At 35.2% G+C, this 15,528-nt stretch carries 5 protein-coding genes; 4 read left to right on the forward strand and 1 reads right to left on the reverse strand.

Features of this window, described 5'->3' with window-relative positions; translation table 11 throughout:
- Positions 1-7 precede the first annotated feature (7 nt).
- Genes DFQ06_RS19275 through DFQ06_RS19290 form a run of 4 tightly spaced genes read left to right on the forward strand, consistent with a single transcriptional unit; the run spans position 8 to position 7,466 of the window.
- Positions 8-1,933 carry a RagB/SusD family nutrient uptake outer membrane protein gene (locus tag DFQ06_RS19275; protein WP_042506001.1) on the forward strand — a complete coding sequence of 642 codons (1,926 nt, stop codon included), beginning with the start codon at positions 8-10 and terminating at the stop codon, positions 1,931-1,933.
- A gap of 60 nt (positions 1,934-1,993) precedes the next feature.
- Positions 1,994-4,777 (forward strand): SusC/RagA family TonB-linked outer membrane protein, encoded by a 2,784-nt coding sequence (locus DFQ06_RS19280; protein WP_133969483.1) that lies wholly within the window; start codon positions 1,994-1,996, stop codon positions 4,775-4,777.
- Positions 4,778-4,803: 26 nt separating this feature from the next.
- On the forward strand, positions 4,804-6,537 hold the full coding sequence (locus DFQ06_RS19285) for a RagB/SusD family nutrient uptake outer membrane protein (RefSeq protein ID WP_133969485.1): 1,734 nt from the start codon (positions 4,804-4,806) through the stop codon (positions 6,535-6,537).
- Between the two features lie 20 nt (positions 6,538-6,557).
- Entirely contained in the window at positions 6,558-7,466 is a 909-nt protein-coding gene (locus tag DFQ06_RS19290) for a BT_3987 domain-containing protein (protein ID WP_133969487.1), read from the forward strand.
- Between the two features lie 446 nt (positions 7,467-7,912).
- On the opposite strand, the gene DFQ06_RS19295 is transcribed toward DFQ06_RS19290, so the two are convergent.
- On the reverse strand, positions 7,913-15,528 hold a 7,616-nt coding region (locus DFQ06_RS19295; RefSeq protein ID WP_133969489.1), incomplete at its 5' end, for a DUF7507 domain-containing protein.

Genomic DNA, 15,528 nt, shown 5'->3' on the forward strand with positions numbered 1-15,528 from the left:
AAAAATTATGAAAACAAGAATATATACATTTGCTTTAATCTGCATTTCTTTTTTTACAAGTTGTGAAGATTACTTAGACAAACAACAAGATTTTGAAGGCCTAGATGAATCTGATGTTTTTGAAGATATTCGTTTAGCAAAAAATGCTTTAGATGCTGCTTATAGTTATTTAATAACAGATGTAAGTGCTCCAGGCCAAGGAGGAGATTGGCTACCAAACATGACGATGGCCGGAGAAGGTTATCCGGGTAGATTATGGCAGACGTTCCCACAAACCTACCCTATATATGCGCAAGGAGACTATGTTAGCTTAATAAACATGCCGCCTTACAACGCTAATGGAACTCCTGTAGGATCAACACCAAACTTTACTTTCAGGTATTTTGATTCTTGGAAAGGCATTAGAGCTATAAATACTTTTCTTGCAAATGTTGATAATATAAACAACGGAACTGAAGAAGAAATAAACGGCTTAATTGGACAAGCTTATTTTTTAAGAGCTTTCTTTTATCACTTACTAACCAAACGCCACGGTGGACTTATTTACTTAAAAGAAAACTTACAGTTAGATAGCTCTTTAGATCATGAAAGAGAATCATACCAAAGTAACCTAGCAGACATGCTAGAAGATTTAGACCAAGCAACTAACTTTCTTCCTGTAGCTTGGGAATCGGAAGATGTTGGACGCCCAACAAAAGGTGCTGCTATGGCACTAAAATCTAGACTTACATTATTCGCAGCTAGTCCATTAGTAAATGAGTCTAACGATCAACAAGCATGGATAGATGCAGCAACAGCCGCTTCGGATCTTATCAATTATGCAAACGATAACGGTTTATATACACTTATTGATGCAAGTGCAGCAAACACTATAGATGTAGACCATAATGGTGATGATCTTTTTCTAATGGAAACAGAAGAACTAGAACCATATAGAAGTATTTTTATTGGTCCTGGTATTCAAAAAACAATTCCATCAGAAGTTATTTTTTCCGAAGTAAATCAAAAGTTTTTTGTTTTTGGAGCGATAGTAAGTCCTACTCCTAGACATACATTAACGGCTGGATGGGACCATTTAAGAGGAAATGGAAGCCCTATGTCAATCGGTGCACTAGCTAATTTTGTAGATAAATTTGAAACAAAAAATGGTTTAGCCATTGCCGATGATCCTGATTACAACCCACAAGAACCTTTTATCAATAGAGATCCTAGATTTTATAACGCCATACTATTTGATGGGGTAACAGATTTAATAGTAGATCCAAATGCTTGGAATTTAACAGGTGTTGTTGATTTAGCACAAGTAAATGAAGAAGGAAACTTGGGATTAAATTTACACGATCCGGGAGGTAATCCAAATTTATTTTGGAGAGTTAGAAATCTTACAGGTCTTAGAATTAAAAAATGGCTACCAAATGGAGCACGATGGTCTGGAGCCGGTGGTAGAAACCATCATGTAAATAATAATATTTTTAGAATGTCTGAAGTATACCTCAACTATGCAGAAGCTGCAAATGAGGCCTATGGTCCAAACGGAGCTGTACCAGGATCTAGCTTAACTGCTTTACAAGCTATTAACATGATTAGAAATAGAGTTGGAATGCCAAATGTAAATGCGGCTTACACAGGTTCTAAAGCACTTTTAAGAGAGCGTATTAGAAATGAACGCGCTATTGAGTTGTGCTTTGAAGGTATTAGGTATGATGACATGAGACGATGGAAAATAGCACACCTAGAAGAAAATAAAAAGGTTGAATTTTTAGAAATGCGTTGGCAAGGAAGTGAATCTTCACTATACCCTACTGGTTTTAGTTTTGAAAACGTAGAACAAAGTCAATTAACAAAAACGTTTGATGAAAAGCATTATTGGTGGCCAATTCCTAATTCAGAAATTGAAGCAGTACCTACATTTCTACAAACAGAAGGTTGGTAATCAATAATTATTTAACGCTTTTACAACTAACAGAACTAATTTAATTTATAACAGAAACAGATGAAACTAAACATAACAAGATTAAATGTTTTTATTTTCTTCCTACTCAATGCTATAGCTATAAATGTTGGTGTCGCTCAAAACACACCTTTAAATAGTCTAGCAGATCAAGATTCGCTCCAAGTAAAAAATGATGACGAGATATTAAAAACACCATTTGGAGTTTTTAATTTAAGTCAAACAACAGGAGCGGTATTTAGAATTTCAGGAGACCAATTGAGAAAAACAGGAGGAGATAATTTATCAGAAGCATTAATAGGGCGTGTACCTGGTTTAAGAATTATTAGACAAACCAATACACCTGGTACAACAGGAGATTATAGCTATGTATTAAACGGAGGTACGCCTTACGTTTTAGTAGACGGAAAACCAAGAGGCTTATTAGTCGATTTAAGAGAAGTAGAAGAAGTTCTAGTACTTAATGATGGAACCTTTAATTCTTCACTTGGTAATTTTGGAGATAACGGACTTATTTATGTGATTACAAAAGGAGGGAAATCTAGAAAACCAGTGGTAGAAGTTAATTACCAAAGAGCCTTAAACACAGCATCTAGACTACCTAAATTACTATCAGCTTCAGAATATGCTGAAGTCATTAATAGAGTTTCAAATAACGATGGTTTAGGTGATGTTTACAGCCCAGAAGCTATTGCGGCTTATAACAACGGTTCTGATCCTATCAATTTTCCGAACATAAATAATCAAGACACCTATTTAGAAGATTTTTCATCATCTAATTTCGCATCGCTTAACACCTATGGTGGGGGAGAAAACGCGTCTTACGGTGCTTTTATAGGGTATTCTGACTGGGAAGGTTTAGAAAAAGTAGGCTCTAAAATAAACGGTAGAAATCTTAGTTTTAGAACTAAAATTAATGCAAAAATAAACAACTATTTAAGAGCTCATGCTAGTGTGTATGGTAAATTTGGAGAAAACAACAGACCAATAATAGGTGCTGATGCTATGTTTTTAAATATTACTGCAACACCTGCCAACGCCTTTCCTTTAAAAGTTGGCGATTCTGCATATATTGTAAGCAATGACTTTGACACCAATTTATTAGCAGAATTAGAAAATGGTGGTTCAAGAACTGATTATACCGCAAACATGGTTTTTGATATCGGTTTAGATTTCGATTTTAAAGATATTGTACCAGGTTTAAAGTACGATACATATTTAATGATGAGAACGTTTAATACGCACTCTCTTATAACAGACAATCAACCGGGTTTATATACTTTAGAAAACCTTCAAGATATTGCGGGGCAAGACTCTTTAGCTTTAAAGATCTATAAAAATGAAGTTTTAGATTTAGATATAGGTAGAACGAATCAAAATAACCAAAGAGACTTTACCTATGCTGGTAACATTAGTTATATTAAACAAATGACTCAGTCTACTTTAACCTTAAACCTTAATCATCTTTTATATTACGCGCCCAATAGAACAGCCACGCAACCAGATAATCGTAATTTAACTTTCAATTTAAATGGATCGTTTGCTTTGCAAAATAAATACATTCTTTTTGCAAACCTTAACTCTAGTAGCAGTTCTAAGTTTATTGGAACTAATAGAACCAATTTCTTCCCAACTATGGGCTTTGCTTGGGTAGCATCAAATGAAGACTTCCTAAAAGACAACAAAAGCATTGATTTCCTTAAATTTAGAACGTCATTTGGTCAAATAGGTACAGAATATACGGCTAGTACATTTTTATATTTAGATACTTGGGCAGGAGGTAGAAATAATGGCACAACATTTTTAGGGACAGCCAATATTGCTCAAAATAAATTTGGATACTCTTTATCTACAACCGCTAACGAAGCTGTCGATTGGATTGTATACAACCAAATGTTTGCTGGTTTTGAATTAAACATGTTTAAAAAATTCAATTTCAGCTTTAACTATTTTAATATTCAAATTGAAAATCAAATTACAAAAGCTAGCGAACTATATGCAGATGCTTTAGGTGGAGATGCTTATTTACCGTCATTAAATTTTACAGATAGAAGAAATAAAGGTTTCAATGCTAACATCACGTTTCGTGAAAACAAAGGTTCTTTTAAATACTATGCTGGTATAAATGCTGGATATAATAAAATTGTAGGAGAAAAAATATCTGAAGTACCATATCCAGATCAATACAGATTACAAGAAGGCCAAGCCGAAGATAACATTATGGGTTACGTAAGTGATGGCCTATTTACCGCAGAAAATATTGGTAGCGCCTTACCTCAATTTGGTGATGTACAAGTTGGTGATATTAAATATGTAGACCAAAATGGAGATAATGTTATAGATAGTAGAGACCAAAGAGCTATTGGTAACCAAACACCTAGATTAAATTACGGCATTAATATTGGAGCAGAATACAAAGGCTTTAATTTAGATGTTGTAGGAGCTGGAGTTGGTGGATACGATATTAACCTTGGGTCTTCATCATACTACCAACATAGAGGTTTAAGAAATTACTACGGAAGTGTAAATAGTGATCTTCCTAATGGAAATGCAAACCCACGATTAAGCACTATTGGCAGCATAAACAATTTTAAAACTTCAGACTATTGGTTAGTTAACGCAAGTTACTTCAGAATTTCTAACGTAGAGTTAGGATATTCTTTACCAAAAAAGGGACCGTTTACTAACGTGAAAATATTTTTAAGAGGTAATAACTTAGCTTTATTTAGTAAACTAGATGATTTAGACCCTGAAGATATGAGAGCTGGATTTTTTGAATATCCTTCAATGAGAACCTTTATTCTAGGGACTTCTTTGAATTTTTAATTAATGAATGGTAAAAAAATAAAACAATGAAATTAATCAATAAATTATTACCAATTATTATCCTGACACTAGGGTTTTCTGGGTGTAGTGAGTTTTTAGAAGATGAAATTCAATACACACAAGAAGAAATTGTTGTAGAATCAAGACAACGCTCTAGAGGTCTAATAGACGATATTTATACCGACTATCAATTTAGATATTTCACAGATTTTGGAGTTGAATACCTTACTGATAATGGTGTTTTAAATTCTGAAGAAACAGATTTAGCTACCGGATATTGGGGACCAACAAGCAACCCTTACAGTTATGTTTGGCAACAGTCTTACAATAATATTAGACAAGTTTATCAATATATAGAACTTGTTCACGATACAGGATTACCATTTTTACTTAACCCCAGTGATGCTGAAGAAAACGAGCGTGTTTTAGCTAGGTATTACGGTGAAGCTTTCTTTTTAAAAGCTTGGGCAGAATGGGAATTACTTAAAGTATTTGGCGGACCATCTGCAGATGGAGAAATGTTAGGTTTCCCTATAGTTAATGGTATTTTAGAAAACGAAGACTATGCTTCATTAAGCAGAAATACATATGATGAATGTGTTAACCAAATTAATGCAGATTTAGATATTGCTATAGCTAATCTACCACTTACATACTCAGGCACAGGAGGCGATAATCCAGGTTATAGTGTAGAAGAAATAGGTAGAGCGAGCGGTTTGGCGGCTTATGCTTTAAAAGCCAAAGTAGCATTATTCGCGGCAAGTCCTGCATTTAATCCTTCTAACGATGTTTCTAAATGGGTAGACGCAGCAGAAAAGTTTCATGATGTTATTGAACTAAACGGAGGCTTAAAATCACTTAGCGCTTTTGATTTTAGTAATGATGATAATCCTGATCACATATGGAGAATGCGTTCTTCATTAAATAACAATGCTTTAGAAAACCGTTTATACCCACCTACTTTATACGGGCAAGGCGAAGTAAATCCTTCTCAAAATTTAGTAGATGCTTTTCCTGCTGCTAATGGGTACCCTATTGATATGGCAGAAAGTTTATATGATGTTTCTGCACCATATACTTCAAGAGATGATAGATTTTATAAATTTATTTTCTATAATAATGATCAATGTTTCACTTCTGAATCGTGTACAGATTTTACAGCTTTAGAAACTTTTGAAGGCGGTCAAGATAATTTTGGTGGATTCATTAAAAGTGAAGGCACAAGAACAGGTTATTATTTAAAAAAGTTTTTGAATAACTTAGATTTCGATCCAGCGGCTCTTAACCCTACCACTACCCTAGAAAAAGTTTATGTTCAATTAGGCTTTACAGATATGTATTTAAGTTATGCAGAAGCTGTAAATGAAGCTTACGGACAACCAGATGTAGCTCCAGCAGGATTTAATTTCTCTGCAAAAGAAGCATTAGCTATGGTTAGACAACGTGCAGGTCTTAACACCGACCCTTATCTAGACGAAGTTTCAGCAAATAGCGCAGACTTTAAAACACTTTTAGAAAATGAAAGACGTATCGAACTATGTTTTACAGGCGAACGTTTTCATGATTTAAGAAGGTGGAAAGATATCATTAATATTGAAGATGTAAAAGGTGTTAAGATTACTAAAAATACAGACGACACTTTTTCTTATCAAAATATAGATGTAGAAAGAAGAAACTACGAAGCTAAAAATTACTATTTACCTTTGCCATATAGCGAGTTGTTGATAAACACTAATTTGAAACAAAACCAAGGTTGGTAAAAAATAATAAAATAAAGATTATGAAGAAAAATAAATTAAAATCGATTACACAATCATTCGCTCTTTTATTAGTGATTGTATTGGGTGCTGCATCATGTTCTTACGACGATTTTGTTGAAAACGAATTTGAATTCACTTCTGTTTATTTACCAAAAGCAGAAATAGACCGTACATTTATAATGGGCGAAGGCATGCAAATTGGTGTAGGTGTTGTTTTAGGCGGGCGTTTATCTAATAAAGAAAATGTAGAAGTAACCTTTTCTTTAGATGATGCACTTGTAACCGATGCAGGAAACACGGTGTTACCATCAAATTATTATTCTCTTGTAGATAGTGAAGGAAATCCAGCAGACAATAAAATAATTATTCCAGCAGGTAAAACGCAAGGGTTTGTTTATGTAAAAGCAGATTCTATTAACTTTCTTGCAGACCCAGTATCTTTAGGTAACAATTATGCATTAGGGTTTAGATTGGAGAATGTCGTAAAAGCAGATTCTATTTTAGAAGATTTAAAATCTTCTGTAATTTCATTTTCGTATATCAATCAACTTTATGGTAATTATATACAAACAGGTCAATTTGAAAAAACTAACGGAACTACAGAAACGGTTGTTTACCCAGGAGGTATTACAGACGATTTGGAGTTAACAATGGTAGCCCCAAACACTTTGGTTTGCAATGGTATTGCAGACTTAAGAGGTGCAGATAAAAAAATGAATATTATAATTGCAGATGATAATACAATCACTATTGACACCGCTAGCGGAGGTGTTGCCATTACCGATGATGGTGGCTCATCATACAATCCTGAAACTAGAGAGCTAATTCTTAATTATTCTTTTGATTTTAATGGCGTAAGTTACGTTGCTAAAGATGTTTTTGATTTCAGAAACCGTGTAGTAGATGGCGTAAACCAAATAGGTATCTAGTTTTTACTTATAATAAATATAAAAGCCTCTCATCAAGTTTTAGACTTAATGAGAGGCTTTTATATTTAATCATTTTACAACAAACTTCATTCAATTATGAAGCATAACAGGCTATATTGTTAGAACTCAAAACACTTCTCATTATAAATTCATTTTAAATATTTAATACCAGTTGAAAAGGGATGACAATGTTATAATTCTTCATGTTTTAAGTATATTTTATTTCTTAATAAAAAAAGATTTTTAAAAGACCCTAAGGCACTTTTATTCTTCAGAAAAAATGTAGAAGCATATATTAACAGAAAACAATAGGCTGATATTTCTGGCGCACCATCAACATCAACCTATTATATTTTCTTAATTATTAATTTTTTATTACTTCATTTTAAATGGGCTTTCAATCACATAAACCTAGTAATAACATTCTGCTTTCTTAACAACTCATTCTATCTATTAATATATATCCAACCTGTTTTTGGTTTAGAACCATTACCTAAATCTAGAACATAATAATACGTCCCAACAGGTAGCTCTTTTGCCTCATTTATGGTTACCCTTCCGTTAGAAGTTCCATCCCAAGTATTAGAATATCCTTTGGCTTGGTAAACAATATTACCCCAACGGTTATAAACCTCCAATTTATTATTTGGATAGTTTTCAATACAACTAATTAAGAAAAAGTCGTTATCGCCATCACTATTCGGAGAGAACTCGTTATATACTTCCAAACATTGCGGTGTAACAAAAGCGGTAGATGTGTTGTTTGATGTATTCATATCCATTCCACCATCTAAACTAAAAATAGTCGCTGTATTTAGATAATTTCCAGTACCTAAAACTTCAACCGTAATTTCTAAAAGTTGTATATCGCCTTCATTTAATACAGGGACCGTCCATTCGCCATCCAACTCAGAATAAGTTCCGGCCGTAGCTATGTAAGAGATAAATTCATATCCACTAGGAATAAATTCTTCAACTACAATATTATTTGCCGTTACAGAACCTTCATTGGTTAAAGTAATAGTAAAAACAACTTCGTTATTAACAACTGGTTCTGCCTGATCTACAACTTTATCAATGCTTAAATCTGAAGCTCCACCAAAAACACTTACTGTCGCATCATCTGGATCACCATCATTATCTAAATCGGCATTTGTTGCATTATCTGGATCATCGGAATCTTCCCGGATTGAAGTTGTTGAATTAACAATTGTTGCATCTACAAAGGCTGTATTAACTACGCTACCTGCATCAATATCTTCAACCGTTACCGCATGCTCCGCGTTAGCTGTAAAGGTTTCTCCTGGCGCTAAAGAGGCCACAGTTGATCCACTTGTAAATGTTGCATTAGTATCTGATAAAATGATATTTAATAAAGTAACATTACCAGCATTGGTAACTGAAATACTATACGTTAAAACATCTCCAATATTGGTATACGAACCAAAATCGACAGCTTTAGTTACATCTAAAATAGCCAATTGTGGCGTAACGGTTACTGTTGCATCATCCGGTTCTCCATCGCCATTGGTATCATTATCTGTAGTATTATTTGGATCATCAGAGTCATCTGTAACTAAAACTCCTTTAGGATCTTTAGCATTTACAACTGCAGTATTTGTTACCGAACCTGTATCTAAATCACTTTGTGTAATAGTATGGTTTGCTCCTAGCATCATGCTTTCTCCTGGTGCTAATGTTGCGATAATGGCAGGAGAAATACTTCCTGCATCAGCATTGATATCAGAAATTATAATATCTATTAAAGTAACATTACCTGTATTAGCAACTTCTAAAACATAAGTAATAACCTCTCCTACGCTATCCCATAAACCATCTGGCGCTAAATCGGCCGCTTTGGTAAGCGAGATTGATGGTGATTGAGTAATACTCGTTACTGTTACATCATCCGGATCTCCATCGGCATTAGCATCAACATCTGCAGTGTTATTTGGATCATCAGAAATATCGCTTACAGCATTACCTAAAGCATCGGTTGCATTTACATTCGCTGAGTTTGAAACCGTTCCGGCATCTAAATCTGTTTGCGTTAATGTATGTGTTGCTGTAACAGAAACACTTTCACCAGGAACTAATAAGGTAATATTTGCTGGAGAAATACTACCAGCATCGGCATTAGCATCTGTTATTAAAATATTAGTTAATGTAATGTTACCTGTATTGGTTACAGTAATATTGTAAGCGATTTGCTCTCCAACACTATCGTAACTTCCATCGGCAGCCACTAAGGCTTCTTTAAGAATACTTATTTTACCTTCTATTGGTAAACTTGTAATGGTATCATCGTCTGGGTTTCCATCATTATTATCATCTACATTGGCTGGGTTGTTTGGATCATCAGAATTATCTGAAACATCATTTCCATCAGGATCCTCACCTGTAACCACTGCGGCATTTGTTATACTGCCCGAATCGATATCAAATTGAGTAATAGTATAAACAGCTGTAAATGTTGCATTATCTATTTGACCAGGAATTAAATCTATAGCAGCTCCATTTACCGCAACTAACGGATCTGAAATACTAATATCGGTAACGGTTACATTTCCTGAGTTAATCACTTCAAATGCATAACTAATAGTTTCACCTACATTGGCAAGACCGTTTCCATTGGCATCATTAAAAGTTCCTGTTTTAGTTAAAGTTAATTCTGGGTTTCTAGTTAAACTTGTTACTGTTGGATCATCTGGATCTCCATCACCATTAATATCTACATTGGTTGGGTTATCGGGATCATCAGAGAAATCACTAACATCGGTTACAGTACTTCCATCAATATCTTGTCCTATTGCCAAAGCAGTATTTGTTAAATTACCAGAATCGATATCACTTTGCTGAATAGTATAAACTGCAGAGAAATTAGTATTATTTACTTGCCCAGGATTTAAATCTATTGGAGCACCCACAACACTAACAATTGGATCTGTAATTGTAATTCCGAAGATGGTTACATTTCCTGTATTTCTAATATCAAAAACATAAGATATTGTTTCACCTGTCTGTGGAATCCCATCAGCATTTTCATCGTTAAATGTTCCTATTTTATATAATGATAATTTAGGATCTCTTGATAAACTAGTAACAGTTGCATCGTTATTATTACTTGTTGTTGGATCATCAGAATCATCGGTTATTGTGTTTCCTGATGGATCTGCACCTGAAACCGTAGCCATATTTTCAACACTACCTGTATTAACATCGGTTTGATTTAAAACATATATTGCTGTAAATGTAGTACTATCCGTTTCACCCGGAATTAAAGTAATAGCGCTACCTGAAACTGAAACTAAAGGATCTGTAATAGTTATCCCAGAGATAGTCACATTCCCTGTGTTAGAAACATCAAACGTATATTGAATGGTTTCTCCTGCCTGAGCTAAGCCATCCTGATTAGCATCGATAAACACACCGGTTTTGGCGACGCTTAATTCCGGATTACTTGCTAAAGTTGTAACAGTAGCATCATCTGGTTCGCCATCTCCATTAGCATCAAAATCGGTAGCATTCGTCGGGTCATCAGAAATATCTATTACATTTGCACCATTAGTATCTTCACCATTTACGGTTGCAGAATTTGTAATACTACCAAGATCAATATCGGCTTGTGTAATAGTATAAACGGCATAGAATGTTGCATTATTTACTTCGGCTGGCATTAAAGTTATTGGTCCGCCATTAACCGTAACTAAAGGATCTGTAACCAAAATATTAGTCAGCGTTACATTACCTGTATTCGTTACTGAAAAATTATATGTTAAAGTTTCATCTTTTTGCGGTATACCATCACCATTTTCATCATTAAACACCGATAGTTTTTCTAATTGCATTGATGCGTTTTGAGCAATAATTGTATTGGTTATATCGTCTGGTTCGCCATCTGCATTAGTATCATTATCTGTTGCATCATTTGGATCATCCGAATCATCTGTAACAACATTCCCGAATGTATCTGTACCAGAAACCGATGCTGTATTGGTAACTAATCCTGAATTTATTTCATCTTGAGTAATGGTATGTATTGCCGTTAAAGAAACACTTGTCCCTGGCGCGATACTCGAAATAACTGCAGGTACAATACTTCCGCTATCGGCATTGGCATCTGTTACACTAACATTAGTTAAGGTTACATTACCTGTATTGGTTACTATTAATGCGTAAACTATTTGTTCTCCAACGGTATCATAACTTCCATCTGTTGCTGGTAAAGTTGCTTTAGTTAAACTAATACCGCCTTGTACTGGTAGCGTGGTAATGGTAGCATCATCTGGTTCCCCATCTCCGTTAGCATCAAAATCTGTAGCATTGGTTGGGTCGTCAGAAGTATCTGTCACTGCACTACCATTTGGCGCTTCACCATTAACTTCAGCAGTATTACTTATGCTTCCTGAGTCGATATCCGTTTGAGTAATGGTATACGCAGCTGTAAATGTAGTGTTATCATTTTCAGTTGGATTTAGGGTTATTGCTCCTCCCGAAACCGTAACCAAAGCATCTGTTATAGTAATACTATTAATAGTAACATTACCTGTATTTACAACATTGAAGGTGTAGCTAATAGTTTCTCCTACTTGAGAAATACCATCGTTATTTTCATCTACAAAAACACCTGTTTTAGTCACACTCATTTTCGGATTAGCCGCTAAAAGCGTTACCGTATCATCATCAGGATCTCCATCGCTATCCACATCGTTATTTGTTGGGTTATTTGGATCGTCTGATGTATCTGTCACAGTATTACCATTTGGATCTTGTCCTGAAACTAAAGCCGAATTACTAACACTACCCGAATTAATATCTACCAATGTTAAGGTATAGGTTGCTGTAAATGTTGAATCGTCTCTTTCGTTTGGAAGAAGATCGATAGGACCTCCGTTTACTGAAACCAAATTATCTGTTATTACAATATTTGTTATGGTAACATTTCCTGTATTTCGAACATCAAAAGAATAACTAACAGTTTCACCTACTTCAGGGAAACCATTTCCATTTTCATCATTAAACTGAGACGTTTTTAATAAGGATAATTTAGGATCTTGTAACAATGTTGTAACCGTAGGGTCATTATTTGCTGATGTTGTTGGATCATCGGAAACTGCACTTACAAAAGTTCCTCTTTGCGAAGTTCCAGATACCGTTGCGGTGTTAGAAACATCTCCTGAATTTATATCATCTTGCGTTAAGGTGTAAACAGCAGTAAACGTAGTATTATCTATTTCGGTTGGCGCTAAAGTAATTGGTGCTCCCGAAACAGTTACTAAAGGATCTGAAATAGACACGCCGTAAAGCGTTACATTCCCTATGTTAACCACATCAAAAGTATAAGCTATAGTTTCTCCTACTTGCGCTACGCCATCTCCATTAGCATCAATAAAAACACCTGTTTTAGAAACAGCTAACATCGCGACTTCATCAAAATTAAATATAGTAGCATCATCTGGCTCACCATCGCCATTAGCATCAGTGTTTGCAGTATTATTTGGATCATCTGAAACATCGAGAACTTGATTTCCTTTAGGATCATTACCCGATACGGTTGCCGAATTTGTAATACTTCCTGAATCAATATTAGATTGAGTAATGGTATAATTTCCGAAGAACGTTGTAGCGTCAGAACCTGTAGGAACCAAATCTATTGGTCCACCATTGACAGTAATCAATGGATCGCTAATAGAAATATTAGTTAACGACACGTTTCCTGTATTAGAAACTGTGAAGTTATAGGTTAAAGTTTCTCCTTCTTGAGGAATACCATCGGCGTTTTCATCATTAAAGGTTACTACTTTTTCTAAAGACATTGATGGTGTTTGTTCTAACACTGTAACTGTAGCATCATTAGGATCTTTTGTACTCGGATCATCAGATACATCTGAAACCTCAGTTCCACAAGGATCAAAACCAGATGCTATAGCACTATTTATAACTTCGCCTGCATCTAAATCGGCTTGAGTAATAGTATGCGATGCGTTAAAAGTAACCGTTCCAAAAGCTGGAATTGTATTAAAAGTTAAAGGTGAAATACTTCCTGAATCGGCATTTACATCGGAAAGTGTTACATTGCTTACTTCAACTTCATTAATATTTTCTACTATAATTTCATATTGAATAACCTCTCCAACCGTATTATAACTTCCATCTGAAGCAGCTAATGTCGATTTACGAACTACAAGTTCAGCTTCCGGGCTTACGGTTACAATATATTGATACGGATCTCCAAGACATCCGTCTGCTGATGTTGGCGTTATGGTATAAATTATAGTTTGAACAGCTCCTGAAGTATTTATTAAATTATCTGTAATTGAATTTGCTGTTGAAATTGTTGTTGTTTCACCATTCACATTACTGTTCTCATCGGCCACCCATGAAAATGTTGTTCCACTTAAATCAACATCCGTTGTCAAATCATGATTTAAAGCAATATTACTACACGTTGTATCTACAGGTAAAACAGACACAAAAGGTTCTGGATTAACAGACACTAACAACTCGAATGTGTTCCCTTCGCACCCATCAGAATTAAAAGGTGTTATAGTATAAAGTATATTTTGAATTACTCCACTTGTATTCGTAATAACATCTGATATGATTGTTCCGTTACCATTTGCAGCACCACTAACGTTTGTATTTGGAACAATTTCCCAAGTAAAGGTAACTCCTGATAATGATGATAAATTAGCTAAATCGTAATCCATAGAAACATCACTACATACCGTAACATCGGTATCCGTAATCTCTAAAGTTGCTGTTACATCTATAGTATATGTATAAGTGTAAACCGAAGTATTACCAGCACAATCTGTATAGGTAAATGTGTATATTTTTTCACCATCACATAACGGATCTTCATTTTCTGTAACAACAGGAATAATGCTATTTCCACATACATCGATTACTACAGGAGCAGCTGGTTCTGTAGCATCTGCAACATCCATAACTGTACTCGAATCATTCGTTGGAACCACCGGTAAAGTCGTAGTTTCAATCGTATATGCATACGTATAAACTGACACATTATTTGCACAATCGGTATAAGTGAAGGTGTAAGTTTTATCGCCTTCACAAACCGGATCGGTGTTTTCTGTTATTACAGGAACAATGTTATTACCGCAAACATCAGTTACTGTTGGAGCTGTTGGTTGAACCGCATCTGCTATACATTCTACGGTGCTAGTTTCATTAGCAGGAACCACTGGTAACGTTGACACATCAATCGTATATGTATACGTATAAACTGAAACGTTATTAGCGCAATCCGTATAAGTAAAGGTGTAAATTTTATCGCCTTCACAAGCCGGATCGATGTTTTCTGTTATTACAGGAACAATGTTATTACCGCAAACATCAGTTACTGTTGGAGCTGTTGGTTGAACCGCATCTGCTATACATTCTACGGTGCTAGAATCATCCGTTGGAACAACTGGTAAAGTTAAAATGTCGATTGTATACGTGTATTGCCAAACTTGAACGTTGTCTGCGCAATCTCTATACTCGTATTCCCAAACCATATCACCTTCACAAGCTACGGCGCTTGGAGTTGTCAATAAAGTTGGTATCACATCATTGCCACAGTTATCTTTTATCGTAGATGGTGCTCCTGGATTAGTCACGTCAGCTGGACAATCTACTGTACTACTTTCGTTTGCCGGAATCGTCATACCATCAGGCATGTCGATCGTGTAGGTGTATTGCCAAACTTGAACGTTATCGGCGCAATCTCTGTACTCGTATTCCCAAATCATGTCACCTTCGCAGGCTACTGCACTTGGAGTTGTTAGTAAAGTTGGTACAACATCATTGCCACAGTTATCTTTTATCGTTGCTGGTGCTCCTGGATCGGTGGCATCTGCTGGACAATCTACTGTACTATTTCCGTTAACCGGAATCGTCATACCATCAGGCATGTCGATGGTGTAGGTGTATTGCCAAACTTGAACGTTATCTGCACAATCTCTATACTCGTATTCCCAAATCATGTCACCTTCGCAGGCTACTGCACTTGGAGTTGTTAGTAAAGTTGGTACAACATCATTGCCACAGTTATCTT

The sequence above is a fragment of the Algibacter lectus genome, assembly GCF_004368925.1.
Lineage (GTDB): Bacteria > Bacteroidota > Bacteroidia > Flavobacteriales > Flavobacteriaceae > Algibacter > Algibacter lectus.